Below are 24,669 nucleotides of genomic sequence, written 5' to 3'. Positions count from 1 at the left end.
ATAAATTTTACAATATATGTTAATTTTTTATTAAAATAAGTTTAGGTACTAGTGTTTTCATTACGATCCATGCAATCAAGTAGGCAATCGCGCAAAAAGAGAAGATGATGAAATATCCCGCTTCTTCGCCTTTAAAACCCATAAAGGTCATTTGCGTTTCCTTCGCATAATCGAATAACCATCCCGATGTTTTGTTGATGATAAAAGCACCAACCCCACCTGCAAGCCCACCGATTCCGGTAACCGTTGCAATGGAACGTTTTGGGAAGGCATCTCCGATTGTCGAAAAAATATTAGCGGACCATGACTGGTGTGCCGCACCTGCAAATCCGATCAGGATCACAGGTATCCAATAGGATATATGTCCCAATGGTTGGGCAAAGAGAACCACTAATGGTACAAAAGCGAATAAAAGCATGGCTTTCATACGGCCTTCATAGGCATTCATCCCTTTTTTCTCAACGAAATAGGTCGGTAACCAGCCTCCATAAATGGAAAGCATTGTAATTGCATAGAGTACAAATATCGCCAACTGCCCTTCTGTATCGGACGATTTTATATCGTATACAGCGGAGAGATAGGCCGGCATCCAAAATAGGAAAAACCACCAAACTCCGTCTGTCATAAATTTTCCGAAGACAAAAGCCCATGTTTGCTTGTATTTCAAGCATTCGGAAATTGTGGTTCTTGGTTGTTTTACTGTTCCGGTTTGTTCTGTTTGATGTTCATGGTCATCTTGATGAATGTATGCCAATTCAGCTGCATTTACTTTCGGATTTTCGTGCGGCTTTTTATAGAGGAAGATCCAGAAACCCATCCAGACAAATCCTAGGGCCCCAATAATAATGAATGACATTTCCCAGCCCCAATGTGCAGCGATGACAGGAATGGTTAAAGGAGCTGCCAAGGCGCCTATTGTTGCACCAGAATTGAAGATACTTGTCGCTAGGGCGCGATCTTTCTTTGGGAAGTACTCGGCGGTAGCTTTGATTGCCGCGGGAAAGTTTCCTGCCTCTCCAACAGCGAGTATAAAACGGGCAAAGATAAATAAGTTGACACTGACGCTAATGACGAGACCAGCATTGTTAACATGAGAAATCGCTTCTTTTGCACCTTCAAAGCCTACAAACCATTCACCGGCGACAATGCCGGAGGTCGCGATGCCACAAAAAGCGTGCAATATGGCGCCGATAGACCAAACCCCAATAGCCCATAAAAATCCTTTTTTTGTATCCATCCAATCTACAAAGCGACCTGCAAAAAGCATACTGATGGCATAAAAAATAGAAAATAAGGCTGTAATATTGCCATAGTCTGTATTTGTCCAATGGAATTCGGGGCTAATAAAATCTTTCCAGGTCAAGGAAAGTACCTGACGGTCCAAATAATTGATCGTAGTAGCAAAAAATAGTAGGGAGCAGATTACCCAACGGTAATTTCCCTTTTTCTCCGTATTCATCATAATAGGTTTATAATTTTGTTTTTTTTAAGTTTATCGTGCTTTCGACACAAGCTCGAGCGCGAGTTTTGCGTTTTCAGCTAATTGATCCGTATTTTTTGGATCGATCAGTTTGCTGCCCATACCAACAGCACATACGCCGGATTTGAACCATGTTTTCAAATTTTCCATTTCGATTTCGACCCCACCTGTAGGCATAAACTTTTGGCCTTTAAAAAGATCACGTATAGCGGACATGAATGTTGGTCCCAAGATATTTGCCGGAAACAATTTGATGAGTGCGGCTTTTTGCTGTTGAGCAATATAAATCTCGGTCGGTGTCATACAACCCGGAATCCAAAGTTTATCTTGTTCATGTACCAGTGCTCCAACCGCAGGGTTGACCAAGGGGGCGACAATAAAATCTGCGCCGATTTGGAGAAATTGCGTTGCATCTTCGACGGATTTAATGGTGCCAATACCCAGATAAAGATCTGGCATCTCAAGATCCCTTACTGCGAGCAGGCTTTCGAAGACAGCCAGTGCTTCAGGCCCACGGTTAGTAAATTCAAAGACACGTATACCTGCCTGATATAACGTACGAAGAATATGAATGCTCTCTTCTTTATCATTATGGAAAAACAAAGGAAGCATCCCCTGTTCAATTATCTTTTCTAATACTTTCTCTTTCAAACTCATGCTATCATTCTATTTTTTATATCTTCAACAGTACTTGTTGTGGCATCGCTGGGAATAAAAAGTTTGTCAAATGCTGCGAGCGTTGCAAACTCCAGAGTCTCCTTTGGCGAAAGGTTGGAATATAAGCCATAGATCAGGCCGGCCATAAAACAGTCTCCACTGCCCACTTTGTCCAAAATCTCTACCGCATTGTACTCCGTTGATTTAAATAAATTATCCCTATCAAATAAGGTTGTATAATATTTTATTCCTTTGGATTCATAGTCAAATCGGAAGGTGTTGGCCACATACTGACACAGCGGATTGTTCGCTATAATCTCCTTGCTTGTTTGCTCTGCTTGCCGTAATAATTCCTTTTCTGCGTATCCCGCAGACTGTGTGATAAACTTGCTGTCGAGCTGTGTGCCAAGCATTTGGTGTGCAGCCCAGATGTTGCCCATAATTAGATTACAGTGTTTTGAGATCTCCGGCATAATATCTTTGGGATCCTTACCATATTTCCAGAGTTTTGAACGGTAATTAAGATCTAAAGACACAAAAATCCCTTTTTCTTGAGCCACTTTAACCGCTTGCAGGCAGAGGTCGGCAATGTCTGCACTGATTGCAGGACAGATTGCAGAGAAATGGAACCATTGAACATCCGAAAATGCCTTATCCCAGTCTATACTGTCTACTTTGAGGCTAGCAAAAGAGGAGTTGGCCCGGTCATAGATTACCCCTGCGTTTTTCAGATCTTTTCCTTTAGGTAGGTAATAAATCCCTAGCCTATCTCCTGTCCATTGCATGGGAGTGGTGTCTATATTTTTTCGTTTTAAATAGCGATCAATTGCTTCACAGATTGCATTTTGAGGAATTGCTGATAAATAAGATGATGGCACGCCCCAAAGGGCCAATGCAGTAGCCACATTTAATTCTGCGCCTCCAATATAAAAAGGGAGTTGGTGCTGTTCAATCCAATCCTGCTCGATGTCTGGACAGATCCGCAGCAACAATTCTCCAAAATTTAATACTTTACCTTGCATTTTCATTAAAATTCAAAATATTCTTTTGCGTTATTATAGCTGATATCCTGTACAATTTTTCCTACCCATTCAATATCATTCGGGATTTCGCCGTTTTCGATATCCTGTCCGAAGATACTGCAGAGTAGTCTTCTAAAATATTCGTGCCGTGGAAAGGAAAGGAAGCTTCTGGAATCAGTCAACATACCAACAAATCGACTTAACAAGCCCATATTTGATAGCGCATTGATCTGTTTTGTCATACCATCTTTTTGATCCAAAAACCACCAAGCCGAACCAAACTGCATTTTTCCTTTTATGGAACCATCATTGAAATTCCCTATCATCGTCGCAAAGAGCTCGTTGTCTGCTGGATTAAGATTATATAAGATTGTCTTGGTCAGTTTGTTCCCATTATCTAATTTATTCAAAAATTTTGACAAAGTCCGTCCTTGACTGAAATCCCCAATAGAGTCCCAACCTGTATCGGGGCCGATCAAACGGTGCATGCGGGCATTGTTGTTGCGCAATGGGCCAATATGATATTGCTGTACCCAACCCTTTTCATAATCCCATTCGGCAAAATAAATCAACATCGCTGACTTGAATTTGAGATTCTCGGTAGCACTGATTTCTTTTTTGCTTCTGATCTTATTGAATATACTTTTAATTTCCTGTTCCGTATATTCCTCCGCATAAATTTGCTCTAATCCATGATCGGAAACCTTACAACCATTGGCAGCGAAGAAATCATGCCTAGATTTCAATGCATCCAGGTATTCTTGCAAATCATTGATTTCCCGGTTGCTTATTTTTTCAAGTTTGTCTATATACTGATTAAGCGCAGTGATGTCGTCAGCGTTCATCGCCTTATCTGGGCGGAATGCCGGAAGCATTTTGAATGATTCCTTTTCTTGGGCAAACTGCTGGTGATATCGGAGGTTATCAATAGGGTCATCGGTTGTGCAGACGGCTTCTACATTCATCATTCGAAGCAGTCCCCGAACAGAATGGCTGTCCTGTTGCAGTTGCGCACTTGTGTCCGCATATATTTTGGCTGCGGTTTTTGGAGAAAGTACATCTGTTATGCCGAAATAGCGCTGTAGCTCAAGGTGTGTCCAATGATGAAGCGGATTCCGTAACGTATAGGGGACAGTCTCTGCCCATTTGATGAATTTTTCCTCATCAGATGCATCCCCGGTGATATAACGTTCGTTAACCCCATTTGCCCGCATGGCTCGCCATTTGTAATGATCTCCATGTAACCAGGCCTGACTGATGTTGTCAAACTTGATGTCATTGGCTATCTGCTCTGGAATCAGATGATTATGGTAATCAATGATGGGTAGGTTTTTTGAATAATAGTGGTACAGCTCTTCCGCTGTTTTGGTATTCAATAAAAAATTCTCGTCTAAAAAAGCTTTCATATTATATAATTTATAAGCTTGTCTCCATTTGCTACAATACCATTTTTACGATTACAAGAATTAAAACTTTCGCTGTTGAAGCGAAAGGAAAGAAAAATTGTAAAAGAGTTGAAAGTTTGGTCGTCCGCATTTCAAACTGTTTAATTGGTCAATGAAATTACCAATATTAAAGCCTTAGTTAAAGAAAATTGATTAAAATAAATGCGCAAACGTTATCGGGGATTGTATTTGGGATCCAATTATTTTAGATGTGCTTCTCCATTTATCTGAAATCAGGCAGAATGGTTATATTTGCTCATCAAATTTCTAAACATGGACATTCAATCGCTATATCAGATTTATAAACAGTATCCAAATATTACAACAGATACGCGTAAAATTGAGAAGGATAGTATATTCTTTGCACTGAAAGGCGCAAATTTCAATGGAAATACCTTTGCGGAGCAGGCTCTTGAAATCGGAGCGAAGTATGTTGTCATTGATGAGGAAATTTATAAAAAAGGGGAACAATATATCTTGGTAGAAGATGTGTTGACAGCACTACAGGGCTTGGCAAACCATCATCGGAAACAGCTAAATATTCCCGTTATCGGTGTAACAGGAACGAATGGAAAGACAACAACAAAGGAATTATTATATTCGGTTGTCTCTCAGAAATATAAGACTTATGCCACAAAAGGGAATCTAAATAATCATATTGGCGTTCCTTTGACCTTGTTGGCCATTGATGCAACTGTGGAAGTTGCCATTATAGAAATGGGGGCAAATCATCTCGGAGAAATAGCCTTTTTATGCGCCATCGCTGAACCAACACATGGACTGATCTCCAATGTGGGTAAGGCACATCTAGAGGGATTTGGTTCTTTTGAAGGTGTTAAGAAAACTAAAGGGGAACTATACGATTGGCTTCAGGATCACCAAGGAACACTTTTTTTGCAGGGGGATAACCCACATCTTGGCGAAATGGCTGCAGCCCGTCAAATTGCTGAAATTGTGACTTACGGATTTTCAGAGAGTAATGATGTCATCGGTAAATTGATGAAAGCAAATCCGTTGTTGCAGATTTCCTGGAAGACAAAAGTAGATCCACAGACCTATTTGATAGATACGCAACTTACAGGTTCATACAATACAGAGAACTTTTTAGCCGCTATTGCAGTAGGGCTACATTTCAGTATCTCTCCGCAGGAAATCAATTCAGGTATTGAAGGTTATACACCAACCAACAATCGTTCTCAGATCATGAAGACAGCTCAAAATACAGTGATCTGTGATTATTATAATGCCAATGCAACGAGTATGGCTGCTGCCTTGGATAATATTCGGATTATTGAGGCCGATAAGAAGGCGGTTATCCTGGGAGATATGTTTGAACTTGGAGCAGAATCTTTTGAAGAGCATCGGAAAATCGTAGATAATGTAAGGAGTATGTTCGCTGACCGCAAGATTTTTGTTGGAAAAGCATTTTTTGAGCATAGAAATGATGATGCCGAGTTTTATGAAACGACAGTAGAAGCGAAGACTGCATTGCAAGAAGAACCGATTATCGGAGCTACAGTATTATTAAAAGCTTCCCGTGGCATGGCCTTTGAAAATCTGATAGACATACTTTAGGTTCTTTTTATTTTTCCTAGGGTAAAACCAAGTCGGCAGACTATATCCGGGCTATAGCTTCAATGTTATCGTGCTAAATGGGCTTAAAAGGTTAGGCTTAATACAGACTTGGTGCGAACTCAAAGTGCTGTTAAATCCACACTTGTTTTAATTATACCTGAGTAATTTCCTTATTTCCCGGGAGATTAGAATTTAAAGCCGGCTCAAGTTTTGTCATGTGAGGATTAAATATTGACGAAAATGAGCAAAATAGTCTTTCGGGGAAATGTAGCTCATTTGGAAAAATGTACCTTTGTATTGCATAATGGATAAAAAACGTTTTTTTTTAGAAATAGCCTACTTTGGGCAAGCATATCATGGATGGCAGGTCCAAAACAATGCAATTTCGGTACAGGAGGTGCTGAATAAAGCTTTGGAGATATTGTTGCGTGAACCTATTGAGACTACCGGAGCAGGGAGAACGGATACCGGGGTACATGCGAAACAATTGTATGCTCATTTTGATGCAGTTCCTGTTGGGATATTAGCAAAACCGGAGCGTTTTATTCATTCACTTAATGCCCTATTGCCTTTTGATGTAGCGGTGAAAAGGTTGATTGAAGTTGCGGACGATGCGCATGCTCGATTCGATGCGACGCATAGATCTTATGAGTACCACCTTCATTTCCATAAAGATCCGTTTATTTATCCTTATTCCTGTTTCATGCGCGACCGTCCGGACGTCGATAAAATGAACGAAGCTGCCCGGTTTTTGTTGGGTAGGCAAGATTTTGAATGTTTTAGCAAGTCTCATACCCAAGTGTTTACAAATATTTGTGATATTCGTAGAGCAGAATGGTTATGGCATAACGAGCAGGATCTCGTTTTTCATATTACCGCAGATCGTTTTTTGCGCAATATGGTCCGTGCTATTGTAGGAACTTCGTTGGAGATTGGACTAAAGGGCAAACCGGCTTCCTTTATGAAAGAAGTGATTGAGAGTAAAAGTCGCGGCAAGGCGGGTGTATCTGTCCCTGCACATGGATTGTATTTAACAGAAGTAGCGTACCCTTATATAAAATTAACGTGAGTCAAGATAAAATAACAGGCAAAACATACGATGTCAATTTGTTGCGACGCATGAGTCGCTATATGCGGCCCTATCATGTTGCATTTTGGATATCGGTCGTTTTAACGATCCTATTGGCGGCGGTAGCTCCTGCACTGCCTATGCTTATCCAACATACATTAGACAATTATATCTTGAATTTTGACACTGGCGGATTGTCGTATATGCTGATTGCCATGCTGGCGCTGGTCATCGTGCAGACCTTAATCCGTTATTACCATACCTTGATGACAAATACCCTGGGGCAGTCTGTTATCAAGGATATTCGTATCCAGGTCTTTAATCATATCGTACAGTTGCGCCTTAAGTATTTTGATCGAACAGCCTTGGGAAAGCTGATTACACGGACGATATCTGATCTGGAAACACTTTCCAATATCTTCTCTGAGGGATTGATTCAGATTATTGGCGACCTATTGCAACTGGCCGTGATATTGGGGGTCATGTTCTATTCGGATTGGAAATTAACGCTGATCGTGCTTATTCCGATGCCTTTGATGATCGCCGCAACTTATGTATTTAAAGAGGCGATGAAAGCCGCTTTTATAGATGTCCGGAAATGGGTGTCTAATTTAAATACGTTTTTGCAGGAACATATCACTGGAGTTGGGATTATCCAATATTTTGCACGCGAAAAGCAGGAGATGGATAAATTTAAGGAGATCAATGCACAGCATAGGAATGCGCATATCCGTACGAACTGGTACTTCTCTATCTTTTTCCCTGTTCTTGAAATCATCATGGCCATTTCACTTGGCCTGTTGGTCTGGTTTGGAGCCAAACAGATTATGGGCGATGTGATTTCGCCGGGTGTGGTCGTCGCCTTTATCATGTATATCAACATGATTTTTCGGCCTATTCGTGAGCTTATCGATAAATTCAATACACTTCAAATGGGTATGGTGAGTGCTGAGCGTATATTTGAGGTTTTGGATACAGACGAGATGACGCCCAATTTGGGAACTCTGAAGCCTGAGTATATCAAAGGGGAAATTGCTTTTAAGCATGTTTGGTTTGCCTATAACGATGAGAATTGGGTGTTAAAGGATGTGAATTTCAATGTACAACCCGGTGAAACATTGGCTTTGGTTGGGGCTACGGGGGCCGGAAAATCATCAACTATTAACATCCTAAGCCGATTTTACGAAGTCAATAAGGGTCAAATCTTACTAGATGGTGTAAATATCCGCGATTATGATCTTGATTATCTAAGAAATACCATTGCAACGGTGTTACAAGATGTATTTCTTTTTTCAGATACTGTCATCAATAATATTACATTAGGGGACCCTTCAATTTCTAGGGAGCAGGTCATCGAGGCAGCGAAAGAAGTGGGCGCACATGATTTTATTATGCGGCTTCCGGGTGGATACGATTATGATGTCAGGGAAAGGGGAGCTACACTGTCAGCAGGACAGGCGCAATTAATTTCCTTCATTCGGGCATTGGTGCATGATCCGAGAATTCTGGTGTTAGACGAAGCGACCTCTTCTGTAGATACCGAAACAGAGGAAATGATCCAGAGTGCGATTGACAATTTAATGCGGGGACGGACATCCATTGTCATTGCCCACCGCTTGTCCACCATTCAGAAGGCAGACAAGATCATCGTATTGGATAAAGGTGAAATTAAGGAAATAGGAACACATCAAGAGCTTTTGTCTTTTGATGGTTACTATAAAAAGCTATACGATCTACAGTTCCATTCCGCAGGAATTTAGTCATTAAACGACACTCTCTTTGGGGATGGTTTCTTCGTCTTCGATATGCGTATTCGCTTTGATTTCTGATCCTCGGCCTACGAGTACATTGGCTCCAATGGAGACATTTGGTCCAACGTTCACAAAGTCCTCAATGATGGTGTTGCTTTCAATGACTGCCGAACCCGAAATGATACAATGATTGCCAATCTGTACATCCGGGGCTATCGTTGCTCCAGGAAGAATGATACAACCTTCGCCGATTTCAGCTCTTTTTGAAACATAGGCTTTAGGGTGGATTAAGGATTGAAAATTCCATTCTGGATTTTCAGAGACAATTCTTTCGCGGAGCCCAGGATTTTTAACAGCAACAAAGAAATTTTCTGCAGCATCTTTAACCTGATGATGGAGCTGGACCTCATAGTCAAATACATCCTCTATCAACAAAGATTTGTCAATAAGGCCACCGATTTCGATATCTAAATCCTCTGCAACATCTACCGCAGTTTTTGCATGTGCTGTTGCTCCATATATGTATAGCATGATCTTTTAAATTTGTGCAAAGATAGTGCTTTCAGAAAAGAACTCCATGAGGTAACTCGCATCAATATTGGAATAGTGAATCGGGACTGGTATTGGATTCGCACACAGTATAGTGAGTATTCCGCTGCGACAAAGAATGAGTTTGGAGTAAATTATAGGTGACTTAAAGATCAAAGGGCGTGTTTTATCTACCAAAAGTTGCAACAAAATAGCTCTTTCGATTGTTCTGATTTCTAAATAGAAAGAAAGCTTATTATATTTGTTGATATACAAAAATTAAAATATGATTCAACGTATCCAAACTGTTTATTTATTAGTGGCAGGATTAGTTATATTCGGCTTGTTCTTATTCCCTTATGTAAATTACAGTGATTTAGTCGGTTTGGGAAAGAATGTAAAGGTGACCGGTGTTTATGGTGTTGCCGCCGGACAGCCGGTGCATGAAGGTGGTTTTGGTTATATTCTGCAGACCATCGTGACAGCCCTATTGGGATTGCTCCCGATCTTCACGATCTTCAAATTTAAACAGCGTAAGGTACAGCTCCTGCTGATATGGGTAGAGATTGTTGCGATTATCTTTTTCGCGATTTGGCTTTATTCTTCGGCAAGTACACATCTCACAACTGTTAATCAATTTTTGGGGGCTGGTAATATTGGGGTAGGTTTCTTTTTATTGCCGATATCAATTATTTTCTGTGCGCTAGCATTAGGTGGAGTGCGACGGGATGAAAAATTGATTCGCTCAGCTGATCGTTTGCGCGCATAATTTTATTTAAATAGATTTTTAATATAGAAAGCCACGGTTAGCGTGGCTTTTTTAAATAGTATAATATATGAAAGTATTTTTTCGTTGCGTTGCCACCCTACTTTTTCTTTGCTTTGTAGGCGGTGCCATACGGGCCCAGTCGGCAGATTCATTACTGGTTGTCGATGATATTCAGTTTGATTTAAAAGAGTTTCATGTAGACAAGACAACAAATGAACTGGTTATTAATTTGTTCGCAATCTCTTATAGTAAAGATCCGCGCGAATTTAAAATGAATACGTTCTCCACACAGATCTTAGATCAAAAGAAGCAGCCTCACTTTTTCTCTTCGATTCAGATGGGCAATGTACAGATAAAGTTTGAGGACAAACAGAATTATTTGCATTATTTGCTCGAAGAGGATAAGCCGGTAGATATCCAGGTAATTGTGAAAGACTGGAAGAAGACGGATACACCCGTTAGCATTAAGCTTGTTTTTGAGAGTAGCGAGGAGGAAGGTAAATTTTTGGATGTCCCTATCTTGCTGAATAAATAGTTGATCGGAACAGGGTAAAATAAGAAAGCGTTGTAATCTTCATAGATCACAGCGCTTTTTTTAGTCTTTAGCAATTTGCCTCAACCTATCGGTTGTATCGGATTTGTTGTTTGTCCAGCATACCCATCTGATCTTTCATCATTTTGATCTGGTCAGCCAACAATTTATTCTTGTCAGCTTTTTTGGCTTCTTGAAGTAATTTTTCTGCTTCGCGCTTATTCCGTTTTGCCATGGCAACACCAGCTAAGCTTAATTTTGCCAATGCAATGTTGTGGTCCATGTGAAGCCCAAGTGCCAATGCTTTTTTGAAATATTTTTCCGATTGCATCGGAGCACGTTGAGATTCGATCAATCCAATCAACATGTTGTAATAACCGTGTTGTTGTGGGATCAATTGTTTTTCATAATTTGTGATTTTCCTCAGCCATTTTTCGGCGCTAGCCATATCTTGTTTGCGCATATACCATTGCGCGATGAGCATGTATTCATGGAAAAATACAGTGACAAAGCCTAGGATAGTGATCAAGATGCCTAGAATTCCCCATCCCCAATTTCCGGTCCAAAATAAAGCAACTGTTCCAATCAGCAATGCACTGCAAATGATGATTCTAACGAGATTTGACATAAATCTATGTTTAAAAAATATTTGTGTTCAATTTAATTCTGCAAATATCCGTTAATTTCGTCGTTTAAGCAACTTGTTCAAGTGGTTATTTTGTAAAATTATGTTTTCCGCGTATATGACGGTTGTCAGATATCGCTTTAGGACGAGAACCGACGTAGCCATTATAAGTACTTTATGAATGGACAGAATTGAATAAATTTGCCATTGCATATAACTTTATCTATGTTTGGTTTATGGAAAAACTATATGATGATTCTTGGGCTCCGATATTGAAACCTTTGTTCAGTCAGCCCTATATGAAACAATTGTCTGCCTTTGTGCAACAAGAGCGTCAGCAGGCAAAGGTATTTCCGCCTGCTGATCTGGTTATGAACGCTTTTAGACTTACCCCGCTCCAAAATGTTAAAGTTGTTATCCTGGGGCAGGATCCCTATCATAACGATGGCCAGGCACATGGACTATCTTTTTCTGTCCCAGAAGGAATCGTTCCGCCACCTTCCTTAAAAAATATATTTAAGGAGCTACAAGATGATATCGAAGGATTTGTGGAACCCCGATCCGGGGATCTGACAGCTTGGGCTAAACAAGGGGTTTTGTTGCTCAATGCGACATTAACTGTGCAGGCGCATTTGGCTGGTTCCCATCAAAAAAGAGGCTGGGAAGTTTTCACCGATAGTATTATACACGCTATTTCGCAACAGTGTGAACATGTGGTTTTTATGCTATGGGGGAGTTATGCGCAAAAGAAGAGTGTATTAATTGATGCACGAAAACATCTTATTTTGACATCGGTGCATCCATCACCGCTTTCTGTTTATAGGGGATTCTTTGGGAGCAAACATTTTTCAAAGGCAAATAAATATTTGGGGGAGCATGGTAAAACTCCTATAGATTGGCGTTTGTCCTAGGCATATCTATCATTCTTAGAAAAACCTTTTTCACCAATAGTCAGCACATAAATATGTTCAAATCTAACGGTATTATTAGCTTGTAGGATATGGCTGTATAGAAAGTGACTGTCATAAGTAATCTGATAAGGACTTTCAAAATCTATCGGTTGGCAGGCTTTTCCGAGTACTATGTATTCTAGTTTTCCTTTCGGAGTAAAGCGATGTATTATTGCCTGACTGGTGCCAATGGGTTCGATATGGAACCAGGCTCCTTCGCCAACACCGCCAAGATATTGCGCTTTGGTTGGGACGGAACCAGGTTTGTCCTTTAGTACCATTCCGCCGATTGTGATATCTTCGGGTAGGGACCCTGCGAGATCAGAACAGATATTTGTTCGTAGTTTTTTTAATAAAAATAGTAGCGATGCGTATCTGTTCATTTTTATTATTTCAAGGCCGCCTGATTCTGTATATTTATAGATCGATCTATTCGGAGAGGCATTTATCAGGTTGCTCATTGGGCTTGCTTTTATCGTTTCGGGGAAATTGATGGAATGCCAGAAATGAAACCTTCTTGAGGCGTGGAGGAGGAGTCTTGCAATAAATCGGGAGCAGTTATTGGCGTTGAGGGCTACTGCACCATAGGGGTATGAACCTCTATGGACCCATTGGTCTGCGAAAGCTTTTCCGCTATAAAAATCTATTCCCTGGACAATAGAAAAATAAAGATCACCCACACCTTGCATGGCATCTTTTATTTCTTCAAAAAACTGGACAATTTCGAGTAGGTTTACAATGTGGTCGTCGTCAATTTGTGCTTTAGTTTTAATGGTTAACTTGGGGTCGGAATCTTTTGAGCGAGCTCTTCCGTAACCCCTCGGAGCAATGTATCGGCCAAAATCGTAAAAATGAAGTTCACCTGTATCGCGCTCAATCAGAATAATACCAGTATGACCGACCTTAAAGTTCAGGTTTTTAACGAATCCTATTTTCTTGAAAAACATCATCCATGCCTCATCACCACGGATTGTAGCATCAGGCCAAGCAAGGATCATTGCTAGATCCTGATATTGGGATGATGTTTTCATAAATTCTTGGTTTAATATTCCAAAGGAATGATTGGTTCCTTTTTACTTGTAGACATGATCATCATGGTCTGGAATGTTTTCACAAAGGGGATTTTAGCAATTTTTTCCATAATTACACCTTCATACGCTTTTATGTCTTTCACATAGACCTTAAGAATAAAATCACAATTGCCGGTAACGTGATGGCATTCGGTTACTTCGGGAATCATCTTCACGGCAGCAACAAACTCGGGAATCGCATTGTGCGTATGGAAATCCAGTGAAATCTGTATAAAGGATTTGATCCCAAGACCTAATTTCTCCTCGTCCACAAAAGCATGGTAACTCTTGATGAAACCTGAATTTTCGAGTTTTCTTACACGTTCCAATGTTGGTGCTGGGGATAGCCCAATACTTGATGCTAATTGCAAATTGGTAATGCGGCCATTCTCTTGTAATAGCTTAAGAATTTTTAAATCTGTTTTGTCTGGTGCAAATGGCATATCTTAGAGTCTTAATAATCAATAGTATTTGTAAATATACAAAATTATATTTGGAAATTTAATAATATACAAAATTATTGACGATTAATAGATTTTGATTATATATCGTTTTGTGTGTTATAATTTTAATTGATTTAAAATCATTTGACTGTCATAATCGTTTGAAATGTGCTCATTTCGACGAAATGAAGTGATAAATGTCATTTTTTTATTAAAAATACCTGTTAGAGCGGATATAAAATGTATTTTATTGGCTTTGAAATTGTAACTTTGCAGTTCGATAGTTGCGGAGGCTAGACCCCTCCCGAATTAGTTAAACCGTGAGAGCGCAATATGAGTACTAAAGACGACGATTTATTAAAAGAGCTGGAGCTCGAAGAATATAAATACGGGTTCACGACAGATATCGAAATGGAAATCGCAGCCAAAGGCCTCACTGAGGAGACGGTTCGTTTTATTTCGGCAAAAAAGAATGAACCCGAATGGTTATTGGAGTGGAGATTGAAAGCTTTTCGTCATTTCTTGACGTTAAAGATGCCTACTTGGCAAAATTTCAGAGCTCCAGAGATTGATTTTCAAGATCTATCTTATTATGCTGCCCCAAAAGCAAAGCCACAGCTGAATTCCATGGATGAAGTTGATCCGGAGTTAATTGCCACTTTTGAAAAGTTAGGTATCCCTTTGGATGAACAAAAGATCTTGGCAGGTGTAGTAGCGGTGGACGCTGTTTTTGATTCCGTTTCGGTAAAAACAACATTTCGCGAGAAGCTGAAAGAACAGGGCGTAATTTTCTGTTCGTTTGGCGAGGCGGTTCAGGAACATCCCGATTTAGTAAAGAAATATTTGGGAACAGTAGTTCCCCAAACAGATAATATCTACGCAGCATTAAACTCCGCCGTTTTTTCGGATGGATCCTTTGTTTATGTTCCAAAAGGAGTAAAATGTCCAATGGAACTTTCTACATACTTCCGGATTAATGCACAGAATACAGGTCAGTTTGAGCGTACATTAATTGTTGCGGATGAAGGGGCTTATGTTTCCTATCTGGAAGGTTGTACTGCACCTATGCGTGACGAGAATCAACTGCACGCTGCAGTGGTGGAGTTGATCGCTGAACGCGATGCTGAGATTAAGTACTCTACCGTACAGAACTGGTATCCGGGTGATAAAGATGGCAAGGGGGGGATTTTTAACTTTGTAACAAAACGTGGAATCTGTAGAGGTGATAATAGTAAAATCTCCTGGACGCAGGTTGAAACCGGATCAGCAATTACCTGGAAGTATCCAGGGGTAATCCTAAAAGGCGATAATTCGATCGGTGAGTTTTATTCTGTAGCGATGACCCGTAATTTTCAGGTTGCGGATACAGGGACGAAAATGATCCACCTAGGCAAGAACACAAAATCTAAAATTGTTTCCAAAGGGATTTCTGCCGGAAAAAGCCATAATAGTTATAGAGGTTTGGTAAAAATCGGTCCGAATGCGGATAACTCCCGAAACTTTACACAATGTGATTCTTTGTTGATCGGTGATAAATGTGGGGCACATACATTTCCATATATCGAAAACCGCAATAAGACCGCAAAATTAGAGCACGAGGCAACTACGTCAAAAATTGGTGAAGATCAAGTCTTTTATTTGAACCAACGCGGTATAGATTCTGAAAAGGCAGTTGGATTAATTGTTAATGGTTATGCCAAAGAGGTGTTAAATCAGTTGCCAATGGAATTTGCTGTAGAAGCTCAGAAATTATTGGCGATTTCTTTAGAAGGTTCAGTAGGATAGATATAAAATAGTTGAGCAAGCCAGATAATACTAGCATCTCGCTCAATACTCAATACGAATAAAATGTTAAGCATTAAAAATTTACATGCGTCTGTAGAAGACAAACAAATATTAAAAGGATTAAACCTAGAAGTTAAAGCGGGAGAAGTTCACGCTATTATGGGGCCTAATGGAGCAGGGAAAAGTACCTTAGGCAATGTATTGGCTGGCCGTGAATCGTATGAAGTCAGTGAAGGTTCGGCTTTGTTGGATGGGGTTGATTTATTGGACCTTTCCCCGGAAGACCGTGCCCGTGAAGGCTTGTTCCTTGCCTTCCAATATCCTGTTGAAATTCCGGGAGTATCGAATATCAATTTCCTAAAAACAGCGGTAAATGATATTCGCGAATATAAAGGTTTGCCTCCAATGGAAGCAAAAGAATTCTTACAAATGGTAAAAGACAAGCAAAAGCTCGTAGAATTTTCAGCGAACTTAGCTAACCGTTCATTGAATGAAGGATTCTCTGGTGGAGAGAAAAAGCGTAACGAGATTTTTCAACTGGCGATGTTGAACCCGAAATTGTCCATTTTGGATGAAACAGATTCAGGTTTGGATATCGATGCACTTCGCATTGTTGCAAATGGTGTGAACCAGTTACGTTCTAAAGACAACGCTTTCGTTGTTATCACACACTACCAGCGTTTATTGGATTATATCGTTCCAGATTTTGTTCACGTATTGTACAATGGTCGTATCGTGAAATCAGGCCCTAAAGAATTGGCTTTGGAGCTAGAAGAAAAAGGATACGATTGGTTAAAAGAATATGATACACAAAACGCCTAATCTTTACACTGATAAAATAGGAGTGGAAGAGAATTTTGGCGATTTGATTAAAAAATAACATGAGTACATTAGTTTCAGAATCATTACTTCAACAAGTGTTGGGAGCTTTTAAAGAGCAAAGTGTTTCAGACGAACCTGCTTTCTTTACAGAGGCACGTCAACAAGCATTCGAACGTTTCGAAGCAGCAGGCTTTCCCACAGTTAAGAATGAAGAATGGAAATATACAAACATCCACAGTATTGTCAATAAGCCCTATGCGCTTGATGTAGATGTGGATATCGAGGGCTTAGATTTTAGTGCGGGAGAGATCCCAAATTTGGATGCGTACCGTATTATTCTGGTTAATGGTCAGTATGTATTAGCCGTAAGTGAGCTGGAAAAGGTAAAAGGACTTGAGGTTATTCCGATGGATGACGCTGTTACTGAGCCTGCCTTTCAAACACATTTTGCTAAATATGCTGATAAATCTGATAATATCATGGTAGCGCTTAATACAGCTGCTTTTACTAATGGTGTATTCATCCATTTGAAAAAAGGGGTTGTACTTGATAAGCCTATACAGATTATTCACGTAGCGACTGGAAAAGAAGATTTCTTTGCACAAACACGGAATTTGGTTGTTGTCGAGGCGAATGCTGAGCTTGAGTTGATCGAGAGCTTTATCACAGCTGAGGGTACTGCAAGCAATGTGCTTAACAAAGTTTCAGAAATCGTGGTAAAAGAGAATGCCAAAGTGCAACATTACTACCTTCAAGTAGCTGGGGCTGTAAGCCGCTATTTTAATCATACAGAAGTATACCAGGAGAAATATAGCCTTTATAACAACTACAACTGTAATTTCCCTGGGGCATCTTTTATCCGCAATAATATTAATGTGCGTTTGGATGCTGAGAATGTAGAAAGTCATTTGTACGGTATAAACCTGACTGCAGGAGAGCAGTTGGTTGATAACCATACTGTGGTGGATCACCTTAAACCACATTGTGAGTCTTATGAGTGGTATAAAAACATTACTCAGGATAAATCTACAGCAGTTTTCAATGGAAAGATCTTTGTTCGGGAGGATGCGCAAAAAACCAATGCTTTCCAACAGAACAATAATATGTTGATGTCAGATAATTCAGCTGTTTATACCAAGCCCCAGCTGGAGATTTTTGCGGATGATGTGAAATGCTCACACGGTTGTACGATTGGCCAGTTTGACAATGAGGCGTTGTTTTATTTGAGAGCACGTGGAATTGGCGAAGAATCAGCACGTATCCTGCTTGTACATGCCTTTGCTTTTGATGTGACGACCCGTTTTTCAAATGAGGTTGTTCGGAAATATGTAGAAGAATTGGTTGAAGAAAGCTTAAGAACGAACTAAACAAATCACACAAACTATAAACATATAAGGCGTTTACCAAGTCGGTAAACGCCTTTTTTTTATAAAGTATTTTTAAGGTCCTTTAACATGATTTTAACGGACTTATTTCGCTAATTTGTGTTTTTAGTGTTTTTCTTCTATTTTTGATTTGCTATGTACATGTCAATATATACAACTTACATTTATAAACCTTGGGTCTTATAGCTCAATAGGATTTAAAATCTGAATTGAACGGAATCTGTTCAAGAAATGAATAATTTATTTTTTCTGTGCTGTTCGCAAGTTTGCTTTGGTGAACCTTATATTCAGAAAGAAATCCCTTGTATTTTCATTTATTGGTCTAGGGTGCGTCATTAACCGTTTTATTTTAATGTGTTAGTCATAGTCACCCCGACGATACACCGATTGTATTTTTTATTTAAAATTTTATGGAAAAAAATAACTGGTTTCGTACCTATAGTTATATATGGATTGGACAATTTGTTTCTTTATTATCCAGTTCTGCAGTCAACTTTTCGATTATGATTTGGCTGAGCCTGACGCACAGGTCTGCTGAAGTGTTAGCTTTTGCTGCTATCGCAGGATTATTACCGCAAGCGATCATCGGGCCATTTGCTGGTGTCTATATTGATCGATGGGATCGAAAGAAAGTGATGATCATTGCAGATGGCTTTATCGCGCTCTGTACATTAGGAATGACCTTTGTACTCAAAAGTGATGGTACAAATATGTTTCTGATTTATCTGTTAATGGCCTGTCGTTCGATTGGTTCAGCATTTCACTCGCCAGCCATGCAGGCAATTGCGCCACTTCTCGTTCCGGAAGACAAATTATTACGTGTTTCAGGTATTAATCAAATGTTACAATCAGTAAGTAGCATTGCCGGTCCTGCATTGGGAACTTTGGCTATTAGCTATTTTCCTATTTCGACTGTCTTATATCTGGATGTTATTGGCGCTGTAGTCGCGATCACCTCACTACTCTTTGTGACTATACCCCACCTGTCCCGTTCTAATGTGAAGCCTTCTATTGCTGCTGTCTTGGATGATCTAAAACAGGGGATGAGTACTATTTATCATAATAGAGGACTAAGAATATTATTCCTATATGCCATGGTGGCGACTTTTTGTATTATGCCTGTTGCCATTATGTTCCCCTTGTTGACCATCGGTCATTATGGCGGCGGTAAGTGGGAGATGAGTATTATTGAGATTGTGTGGGGAGTAGGTATGCTTATTGGAGGCAGCTTTTTGGGACTTGCTAAAGTATCCCTAACAAAAGTGGTATTAGTGAACAGCATGCACATAATATTGGGGATAACTTTTGCACTATCGGGATGGTTTCCTTCCACCTGGTTTATTCCGTTTGTTATGATGACAAGTTTGGGCGGAGTCTCCATGTCTATTTTCTCGGCATCATTCATGACAATTATTCAAGAGCAGGTTCCAGTGGAAATGTTGGGGCGAGTTTTCTCGCTTTATTTTAGTATAGCCATTTTACCGAGTATGATAGGGCTTCTTTTTACAGGATTTATCGCTGATGCAATCGGCGTATCGACAGCTTTTATTATTGCAGGTCTTATTGTTGTGCTGGTTGGGCTATTGTCTTTTATTAATAAGTCAATTATGAGTTTAGGCCGCACGTAAAAGTAAGCAAAAACAAAAAACGCTTCCAAATTTTGGAAGCGTTTTTTGTTTGGAGCGAAAGACGAGATTCGAACTCGCGACCCCAACCTTGGCAAGGTTGTGCTCTACCAACTGAGCTACTTTCGCGTTGATGCTACAAAAGTAAGGCATTTCTTCTTATTCTGCAAGAGAAAAAACAAAAAATCTTAACTTAAATCAATTGCATCGACACAGTTAATTCCATCTATAGCGGCTGAAATAATACCGCCGGCATAACCGGCTCCCTCACCGCATGGGTAAAGTCCTTTTACCTGAGGGTGTTGCAGATTTTCTTTGTTCCGAGGTATACGCACAGGCGAAGATGTCCTTGATTCTACACCGACCAATATAGCTTCATTTGTATAATATCCTTTCATCTTTTTACCAAATATTGGAAGCGCACCACGTAACGCCTCGTGTACAAAAGCTGGTAAAACTTCCCTTAGGTCTGCCGAGGACGTCCCGGGTTTGTACGAATTGTCCGGTAAATCCATGGACACACGTCCCTCGACGAAGTCAACCATGCGCTGTGCGGGAGCAACAAGATTTCCACCGCCAACCTCGAAAGCCTTGCGTTCAATCTGCCTTTGAAAATTAAGTAGAGCGAAGGGGTCATTTAGGGAATTAGGTACGTCTTCGAGGTTGATTTGAATGACGGTGCCTGAATTGGCATGTGGATTATTACGTTTGGAAGGCGACCAACCATTGACAACAATTTCATCGAGGTCTGTTGCACAGGGAGCGATAACGCCTCCGGGACACATACAAAAAGAGAAAACACCACGATCATTCACCTGTTCAACGAGGCTATAATAGGCTGGTGGTAAATACTCACTTCTGACCTGACAATGGTATTGTGCCTGGTCAATAATAGCCTGCGGGTGTTCTATGCGGACACCCAGCGCAAAAGCCTTTGCTTCAATCAGCCAGTTGTTGCGATGAAATAATTCGAAAATATCCCGCGCAGAGTGCCCTGTCGCTACAATAACATGATCGGCCTTGATTTCCTCCCCACTGGCTAATTTTACACCGCGGACCTGACCAAAAGACTCAAGTATATCATCCACACGTTGGTCGAAAAGGAATTCGCCTCCAAATTCAATTACGCTTTCCCGCATTGCTTCAATAATATGTGGCAGCTTGTTCGTGCCGATGTGGGGGCGGGCATTCACTAAAATGTCGTTTGTTGCACCATGAGAAACAAACAGTTTGAGGACTTTATCTACGTCCCCCCTTTTATTAGAGCGGGTATAAAGTTTTCCGTCCGAATAAGTTCCGGCACCACCTTCTCCAAAACAGTAGTTGGATTCAGGGTTAACAATACCTTCGCGGTTCAGCTTCGCAAGGTCGCGTCTTCGGTCCTGTACTTGTTTCCCCCTTTCGATTACAATTGGTCTGAGCCCTCGTTCAATACAGCGAATTGCAGCAAATAAGCCTGCCGGACCAGCGCCGACAATGATGACTGGCTTTCCTGTATGAACGGATTTAAAATTGTTCTCATAAATCTCTGGTAACGGGAATTCGTCGATATAGTAAATGACCCGCGCTCTATAAACCACCTGTTTGCTCCGGGCATCGATAGAACGTTTACGGATTTTATAACCTTTGACCTGTTGGGGTTTCAGACGTAGCGCTTTTACACCTTGTTGTAAGATATATTGCTCGTCTTCGATTTTTTCAGGAAGGATAGCAATCTCAATTTCTTTCTGCATAAGATATGGGGCTGGGTTTTTATCCCAAAACCGTGACAAAGTTACAGAATATTGGCTATTTGCCGATTTGGAAATAAAAATATTCTTATCTTAGTAAGAGCTTGGTATATGCTTTGATAGTGTAACCGTAAAATTTGAATAGTATTTAATTCTTTGAACAATGAAAATGAAAAGATTTTTAGTAGCCCTATGCGGTTTGTTTGCATTAGTGTCCTTAAACTCATGTGGTTATAATACGATGGTTTCTCAAGATGAGAACGTCAAAGGGAAATGGGCACAGGTTGAAAATGCTTACCAACGTCGTGCGGATTTGGTGCCAAACTTGGTGAACACGGTGAAAGGTGCTGCAAAACATGAAGAAAGCACCTTGACTGCAGTAGTTGAAGCGAGAGCTAAGGCAACATCCGTTACCATTAATGCAGATGATTTGTCAGAAGAAAATATTGCGAAGTTCCAAAAAGTTCAAGATCAGTTCAGTGGTTCTTTAAGCCGTCTCTTAGCTTCAGTAGAGGCTTACCCAGACTTGAAGGCAAATCAAAACTTCCTGGAATTACAGGCACAATTGGAAGGTACAGAAAACCGTATCTCGACTGAACGCAGAGCATATAATGAGGCGGTACAACAATTTAATACGACGGTACGTAGCTTCCCAAATAATTTAATGGCCGGCATGTTCGGATTTAAAGCCAAGGGTACATTTACTGCCGCTCCCGGCTCAGACAAAGCGCCGACCGTATCATTCTAATAATACCTTTATTAGAAATACACGATATAATGGATGATGCGGCTTACGTATGGGCCCTTCATCCATTTTTTATACATCATTTTATAGGCAAATGTTCGCATGATGGAGTGGAGCTGATAAAGAGCTTTGCGGACTAATGAAGATATTATATTATGGCTTTAAATGCAGAAGAACAAGAAAGAGTCGTTCATGCCATCAATGTGGCAGAAAATGAGACCTCTGGAGAAATTCGGGTTGTAATAGAAAACCACTGTCCAGATGAAGTTCAGGACCGGGCAACGTATTATTTTTCTAAACTGGGCATGCATAAAACCGTGTTGAAGAATGGAGTTCTTATTTATATTGCTTTAGAAGATCATAAATTTTCTATCATTGGCGATAAAGGAATAGATCAACGTGTAGAAAGTGATTTTTGGAATTGCACCAAAGACCTTATGGTCGAAGAATTCCGTATGGATAGAATTGTTGAGGGGCTGGTGAAGGGAATTGAACATGCAGGTAAACAATTAGCGAAATTCTTTCCCAGAGAGCATGATGATATCAATGAACTTCCAAATGATATTGTTTTTGGTGATCGCTAGTCAATAAAAAATAAAACTTATGTCGAAAATATTTTCTTGGGTCCGGATTCCAGTTATGGCAATAGTGCTGTGGGCGCTGACTTTCATGACTGCGATAGGACAGGATTTTCCCGAGACCCCTGATAAGCTTGTCAATGATTATACAAATACATTGACCGCCAGTCAAAAACAGCAATTGGAGCAAAAGCTGTTGGCATTTGAAGATTCTACATCGACGCAGATTGCAGTCGTTGTCATGAACTCTACCGGAGGTTATGATATTTCTGATTATGCGGTCCGTTTGGCAAAAAAGTGGGGCGTCGGTAATAAAAAGTACAATAATGGTATTTTATTATTGGCAGCATTGGGTGACCGAGCTGTGACCATTCAAACGGGGTATGGGATTGAAGGAGCTGTTCCAGATGCAATAGCCTATCGTATTATTGAGAATGATATCAAGCCAGCATTTCGTCAGGGTGATTATTATGGCGGAGTTGATAAAGCAACGAATTCCCTGATTTCGTATGCAAAAGGAGAATATAAAGCTGACCCCAAACAGCCCAGTGGTGGTGGCTCCGGATCAATTATTTTTGTCATCATCGTAGTGATATTTCTTGTTGTGATGTTTTCAAATCGAGGGGGTGGCGGAAAAGGTGGCGGTCGTGTGATGAACGGTCGTGGCGCTTCCGATATTTTTTGGTGGACATTGCTTAATGGTCTTGGTGGTGGTAATCGCGGTGGAGACGGTTTTGGTGGCGGTTCCGGCGGTGGATTCGGTGGATTCGGCGGTGGTGATTTCGGCGGTGGTGGGGCCTCGGGGCGTTGGTAACAACTTTGCTAAATAATGTTAAATAGCGTGACAGTGCAAAGGAAATGTTTTACATTTATGGGAAGTATATAATTATGAAAAAGGGAATATTAATGGGTTTAAGCTTTTTACCAGCCTTATTGATGGCACAAGAAAGCTATACAGTGACAGGAAAAGTGAATGCTACTTCTGATAAAGCCAAGGTATTTATGCAATACGCCAACAATGGTACCCGTCAGCTAGATTCAGCAGCTGTCCTTAAAGGTGAGTTTAAATTCAACGGTCAGGTAGCTTCTCCAACTAAAGGTGTAATGATTTATTCTCCTGATGGACTTTCTTTCGGAGAGCTAAGAGGAGCTCAGAAACAACCTGAAACAGCACAATTGTATTTGTCCAAAGGTGTGATCAAGGTAGATGCAACAAAAGGATTTAAAGAAGCGACGATCACAGGTACAGCGATCAACGATGATTTTACCCAATACAAAGCTTTTGTAAAACCGTATACTGACGCATATGAGGGATTAAATCAACAATATTTTGGTGCTTCTGATGCTCAAAAACAAGACCCAAAATTCATTGAAGGATTGCAAAAGCAAGCTGGTGAGATTTCTGAAAAGATGGAAAAAGCTGACACTGAATTTATCAGTAAGAATCCAAAAAGCTGGTATACATTGGATCTATTGGCGGAAAATGTGAGCGGCGAAAATGTGAATGAATATGTAACATCCTTTGATAAGCTGTCTCCGGAATTGAAAAATTCTGAAAAAGGGAAAGAATTGGCAGAGCGCATACAAAAGTTAAAAGCGGTTGCCGTAGGCTCTATAGCTCCTGATTTTACCTTACCTGATACGACTGGCAAAAATGTTGCTTTATCTTCACTGCGTGGAAAGTATGTGTTGTTAGATTTTTGGGCGAGCTGGTGTGGACCTTGTCGTCACGAAAATCCAAACGTTGTCGCGGCCTTCAATAAATTTAAAGATAAAGGATTTACGGTGTTTGGTGTTTCCTTGGATAACCCTGGCAAAAAAGATGCTTGGATGAAAGCAATCCATGACGATAATTTACAGCAATGGCCACATGTATCCGATTTACAAGGCTGGAAATCTGCTCCTGTAAAATTGTACGAAGTGCGCGGAATTCCACAGAACTTCTTAATTGATCCTTCGGGAAAAATTGTCGCTTCAAACCTAAGAGGGGAAGCGTTAGAAGCTAAATTGGCGGAATTGTTGAAATAGTCTGATCTTGCAGTCTAAGACTGCACTATACAAAAACACTTATTTAAAATCTTTT

General features: G+C 40.4%; 23 protein-coding genes and 1 tRNA gene. 14 read left to right on the top strand and 10 right to left on the bottom strand.

The window, feature by feature from the left end; all coding sequences use genetic code 11:
* Window positions 1-19 precede the first annotated feature (19 nt).
* From ACK8HY_RS13170 to uxaC, 4 genes are read right to left on the bottom strand one after another with little or no spacing between them, the layout of a single operon-like run.
* Window positions 20-1,459 carry an MFS transporter gene (locus tag ACK8HY_RS13170; protein ID WP_077437280.1) on the bottom strand — a complete coding sequence of 480 codons (1,440 nt, stop codon included), beginning with the start codon at window positions 1,457-1,459 and terminating at the stop codon, window positions 20-22.
* A 33-nt stretch (window positions 1,460-1,492) separates the two neighbouring features.
* Window positions 1,493-2,137 carry a bifunctional 4-hydroxy-2-oxoglutarate aldolase/2-dehydro-3-deoxy-phosphogluconate aldolase gene (locus tag ACK8HY_RS13165; protein WP_077437279.1) on the bottom strand — a complete coding sequence of 215 codons (645 nt, stop codon included), beginning with the start codon at window positions 2,135-2,137 and terminating at the stop codon, window positions 1,493-1,495.
* Window positions 2,134-3,159, bottom strand: a complete 1,026-nt coding sequence (locus ACK8HY_RS13160) for a PfkB family carbohydrate kinase (RefSeq protein WP_416133850.1) — start codon at window positions 3,157-3,159, stop codon at window positions 2,134-2,136. The genes ACK8HY_RS13165 and ACK8HY_RS13160 overlap by 4 nt, the downstream gene beginning before the upstream one ends.
* A 5-nt stretch (window positions 3,160-3,164) precedes the next feature.
* Window positions 3,165-4,565: a glucuronate isomerase gene (uxaC, locus tag ACK8HY_RS13155; protein ID WP_077437277.1), complete on the bottom strand. Its 1,401-nt coding sequence runs from the start codon at window positions 4,563-4,565 to the stop codon at window positions 3,165-3,167.
* 312 nt (window positions 4,566-4,877) lie between these two features.
* Between uxaC and ACK8HY_RS13150 the strand changes: the two genes are divergently transcribed.
* The 3 genes from ACK8HY_RS13150 (at window position 4,878) to ACK8HY_RS13140 (ending at window position 9,008) form a co-directional block, all read left to right on the top strand.
* The gene (locus tag ACK8HY_RS13150; protein WP_416133849.1) at window positions 4,878-6,179 is read left to right on the top strand and encodes a UDP-N-acetylmuramoyl-tripeptide--D-alanyl-D-alanine ligase; all 1,302 of its coding nucleotides are present in this window, start codon (window positions 4,878-4,880) and stop codon (window positions 6,177-6,179) included.
* A 304-nt stretch (window positions 6,180-6,483) separates the two neighbouring features.
* Window positions 6,484-7,248: a tRNA pseudouridine(38-40) synthase TruA gene (gene truA, locus ACK8HY_RS13145; protein WP_416133848.1), complete on the top strand. Its 765-nt coding sequence runs from the start codon at window positions 6,484-6,486 to the stop codon at window positions 7,246-7,248.
* On the top strand, window positions 7,245-9,008 hold the full coding sequence (locus ACK8HY_RS13140; RefSeq protein WP_416133847.1) for an ABC transporter ATP-binding protein: 1,764 nt from the start codon (window positions 7,245-7,247) through the stop codon (window positions 9,006-9,008). The genes truA and ACK8HY_RS13140 overlap by 4 nt, the downstream gene beginning before the upstream one ends.
* 3 nt (window positions 9,009-9,011) lie before the next feature.
* On the opposite strand, the gene ACK8HY_RS13135 is transcribed toward ACK8HY_RS13140, so the two are convergent.
* Window positions 9,012-9,530, bottom strand: coding sequence for a hypothetical protein (locus ACK8HY_RS13135; RefSeq protein WP_077437273.1), 519 nt, complete (start codon window positions 9,528-9,530; stop codon window positions 9,012-9,014).
* 283 nt (window positions 9,531-9,813) lie between these two features.
* Between ACK8HY_RS13135 and ACK8HY_RS13130 the strand changes: the two genes are divergently transcribed.
* Window positions 9,814-10,296 (top strand): DUF4293 domain-containing protein, encoded by a 483-nt coding sequence (locus ACK8HY_RS13130; RefSeq protein ID WP_120260439.1) that lies wholly within the window; start codon window positions 9,814-9,816, stop codon window positions 10,294-10,296.
* 67 nt (window positions 10,297-10,363) lie between these two features.
* Window positions 10,364-10,831, top strand: coding sequence for a hypothetical protein (locus ACK8HY_RS13125; RefSeq protein ID WP_416133846.1), 468 nt, complete (start codon window positions 10,364-10,366; stop codon window positions 10,829-10,831).
* Between the two features lie 85 nt (window positions 10,832-10,916).
* Here ACK8HY_RS13125 and ACK8HY_RS13120 read toward each other — a convergent pair whose 3' ends face one another.
* Complete coding sequence (locus ACK8HY_RS13120) at window positions 10,917-11,456, bottom strand: tetratricopeptide repeat protein (protein WP_077437270.1); 540 nt, start codon at window positions 11,454-11,456, stop codon at window positions 10,917-10,919.
* A 233-nt stretch (window positions 11,457-11,689) separates the two neighbouring features.
* On the opposite strand from ACK8HY_RS13120, the gene ung reads away from it, so the two are divergent.
* Entirely contained in the window at window positions 11,690-12,364 is a 675-nt protein-coding gene (gene ung, locus ACK8HY_RS13115; RefSeq protein WP_416133845.1) for a uracil-DNA glycosylase, read from the top strand.
* Here the strand turns inward: ung and ACK8HY_RS13110 are convergent.
* Complete coding sequence (locus ACK8HY_RS13110; protein ID WP_416133844.1) at window positions 12,361-13,434, bottom strand: DUF6695 family protein; 1,074 nt, start codon at window positions 13,432-13,434, stop codon at window positions 12,361-12,363. The two genes, ung and ACK8HY_RS13110, sit on opposite strands and share 4 nt — an antisense overlap.
* Before the next feature lie 11 nt (window positions 13,435-13,445).
* Window positions 13,446-13,916, bottom strand: coding sequence for an Lrp/AsnC family transcriptional regulator (locus ACK8HY_RS13105; protein WP_028071042.1), 471 nt, complete (start codon window positions 13,914-13,916; stop codon window positions 13,446-13,448).
* A gap of 333 nt (window positions 13,917-14,249) precedes the next feature.
* On the opposite strand from ACK8HY_RS13105, the gene sufB reads away from it, so the two are divergent.
* The 4 genes from sufB to ACK8HY_RS13085 all read left to right on the top strand — a co-directional run bounded on the left by sufB (window position 14,250) and on the right by ACK8HY_RS13085 (window position 19,536).
* On the top strand, window positions 14,250-15,701 hold the full coding sequence (sufB, locus tag ACK8HY_RS13100; RefSeq protein WP_077437268.1) for a Fe-S cluster assembly protein SufB: 1,452 nt from the start codon (window positions 14,250-14,252) through the stop codon (window positions 15,699-15,701).
* A 63-nt stretch (window positions 15,702-15,764) separates the two neighbouring features.
* Window positions 15,765-16,523 (top strand): Fe-S cluster assembly ATPase SufC, encoded by a 759-nt coding sequence (sufC, locus tag ACK8HY_RS13095; RefSeq protein ID WP_077437267.1) that lies wholly within the window; start codon window positions 15,765-15,767, stop codon window positions 16,521-16,523.
* Between the two features lie 59 nt (window positions 16,524-16,582).
* Complete coding sequence (sufD, locus tag ACK8HY_RS13090; protein WP_077437266.1) at window positions 16,583-17,890, top strand: Fe-S cluster assembly protein SufD; 1,308 nt, start codon at window positions 16,583-16,585, stop codon at window positions 17,888-17,890.
* Between the two features lie 428 nt (window positions 17,891-18,318).
* Entirely contained in the window at window positions 18,319-19,536 is a 1,218-nt protein-coding gene (locus tag ACK8HY_RS13085; RefSeq protein WP_416133843.1) for an MFS transporter, read from the top strand.
* Window positions 19,537-19,586: 50 nt separating this feature from the next.
* Here ACK8HY_RS13085 and ACK8HY_RS13080 read toward each other — a convergent pair.
* Window positions 19,587-19,662 (bottom strand) — tRNA-Gly (locus ACK8HY_RS13080).
* A 59-nt stretch (window positions 19,663-19,721) separates the two neighbouring features.
* Window positions 19,722-21,266 carry an FAD-dependent protein gene (locus tag ACK8HY_RS13075; RefSeq protein ID WP_416133842.1) on the bottom strand — a complete coding sequence of 515 codons (1,545 nt, stop codon included), beginning with the start codon at window positions 21,264-21,266 and terminating at the stop codon, window positions 19,722-19,724.
* A gap of 166 nt (window positions 21,267-21,432) precedes the next feature.
* Between ACK8HY_RS13075 and ACK8HY_RS13070 the strand changes: the two genes are divergently transcribed.
* The 4 genes from ACK8HY_RS13070 (at window position 21,433) to ACK8HY_RS13055 (ending at window position 24,614) form a co-directional block, all read left to right on the top strand.
* Window positions 21,433-22,011, top strand: a complete 579-nt coding sequence (locus tag ACK8HY_RS13070) for a LemA family protein (protein ID WP_077437384.1) — start codon at window positions 21,433-21,435, stop codon at window positions 22,009-22,011.
* Between the two features lie 152 nt (window positions 22,012-22,163).
* A complete protein-coding gene (locus tag ACK8HY_RS13065) occupies window positions 22,164-22,592 on the top strand; it encodes a TPM domain-containing protein (protein WP_077437263.1) in 429 nt (142 codons plus the stop codon).
* Between the two features lie 19 nt (window positions 22,593-22,611).
* The gene (locus ACK8HY_RS13060) at window positions 22,612-23,400 is read left to right on the top strand and encodes a TPM domain-containing protein (protein ID WP_416133841.1); all 789 of its coding nucleotides are present in this window, start codon (window positions 22,612-22,614) and stop codon (window positions 23,398-23,400) included.
* Between the two features lie 74 nt (window positions 23,401-23,474).
* A complete protein-coding gene (locus tag ACK8HY_RS13055) occupies window positions 23,475-24,614 on the top strand; it encodes a redoxin domain-containing protein (protein ID WP_416133840.1) in 1,140 nt (379 codons plus the stop codon).
* Window positions 24,615-24,669 lie beyond the last annotated feature (55 nt).

This window comes from Sphingobacterium sp. NGMCC 1.201703 (assembly GCF_047784615.1).
Taxonomy (GTDB): domain Bacteria; phylum Bacteroidota; class Bacteroidia; order Sphingobacteriales; family Sphingobacteriaceae; genus Sphingobacterium.
The sequence above is the reverse complement of the archived record's forward strand: the minus strand, read 5'-3'. Positions and strand labels throughout refer to the sequence as shown.

Bases quoted from the DNA above. Each gene is read 5' to 3' on its own strand.
- ACK8HY_RS13120 (WP_077437270.1), bottom strand. From the start codon at position 11,456: ATGTCAAATCTCGTTAGAATCATCATTTGCAGTGCATTGCTGATTGGA.
- ACK8HY_RS13150 (WP_416133849.1), top strand. From the start codon at position 4,878: ATGGACATTCAATCGCTATATCAGATTTATAAACAGTATCCAAATATT.
- ACK8HY_RS13110 (WP_416133844.1), bottom strand. From the start codon at position 13,434: ATGAAAACATCATCCCAATATCAGGATCTAGCAATGATCCTTGCTTGG.
- ACK8HY_RS13055 (WP_416133840.1), top strand. From the start codon at position 23,475: ATGAAAAAGGGAATATTAATGGGTTTAAGCTTTTTACCAGCCTTATTG.
- ung (WP_416133845.1), top strand. From the start codon at position 11,690: ATGGAAAAACTATATGATGATTCTTGGGCTCCGATATTGAAACCTTTG.
- ACK8HY_RS13165 (WP_077437279.1), bottom strand. From the start codon at position 2,137: ATGAGTTTGAAAGAGAAAGTATTAGAAAAGATAATTGAACAGGGGATG.
- ACK8HY_RS13085 (WP_416133843.1), top strand. From the start codon at position 18,319: ATGGAAAAAAATAACTGGTTTCGTACCTATAGTTATATATGGATTGGA.
- ACK8HY_RS13065 (WP_077437263.1), top strand. From the start codon at position 22,164: ATGGCTTTAAATGCAGAAGAACAAGAAAGAGTCGTTCATGCCATCAAT.
- ACK8HY_RS13135 (WP_077437273.1), bottom strand. From the start codon at position 9,530: ATGCTATACATATATGGAGCAACAGCACATGCAAAAACTGCGGTAGAT.
- uxaC (WP_077437277.1), bottom strand. From the start codon at position 4,565: ATGAAAGCTTTTTTAGACGAGAATTTTTTATTGAATACCAAAACAGCG.
- sufD (WP_077437266.1), top strand. From the start codon at position 16,583: ATGAGTACATTAGTTTCAGAATCATTACTTCAACAAGTGTTGGGAGCT.
- ACK8HY_RS13070 (WP_077437384.1), top strand. From the start codon at position 21,433: ATGAAAAGATTTTTAGTAGCCCTATGCGGTTTGTTTGCATTAGTGTCC.
- ACK8HY_RS13170 (WP_077437280.1), bottom strand. From the start codon at position 1,459: ATGAATACGGAGAAAAAGGGAAATTACCGTTGGGTAATCTGCTCCCTA.
- sufC (WP_077437267.1), top strand. From the start codon at position 15,765: ATGTTAAGCATTAAAAATTTACATGCGTCTGTAGAAGACAAACAAATA.
- truA (WP_416133848.1), top strand. From the start codon at position 6,484: ATGGATAAAAAACGTTTTTTTTTAGAAATAGCCTACTTTGGGCAAGCA.
- ACK8HY_RS13105 (WP_028071042.1), bottom strand. From the start codon at position 13,916: ATGCCATTTGCACCAGACAAAACAGATTTAAAAATTCTTAAGCTATTA.
- ACK8HY_RS13125 (WP_416133846.1), top strand. From the start codon at position 10,364: ATGAAAGTATTTTTTCGTTGCGTTGCCACCCTACTTTTTCTTTGCTTT.
- ACK8HY_RS13130 (WP_120260439.1), top strand. From the start codon at position 9,814: ATGATTCAACGTATCCAAACTGTTTATTTATTAGTGGCAGGATTAGTT.
- ACK8HY_RS13160 (WP_416133850.1), bottom strand. From the start codon at position 3,159: ATGCAAGGTAAAGTATTAAATTTTGGAGAATTGTTGCTGCGGATCTGT.
- ACK8HY_RS13060 (WP_416133841.1), top strand. From the start codon at position 22,612: ATGTCGAAAATATTTTCTTGGGTCCGGATTCCAGTTATGGCAATAGTG.
- sufB (WP_077437268.1), top strand. From the start codon at position 14,250: ATGAGTACTAAAGACGACGATTTATTAAAAGAGCTGGAGCTCGAAGAA.
- ACK8HY_RS13075 (WP_416133842.1), bottom strand. From the start codon at position 21,266: ATGCAGAAAGAAATTGAGATTGCTATCCTTCCTGAAAAAATCGAAGAC.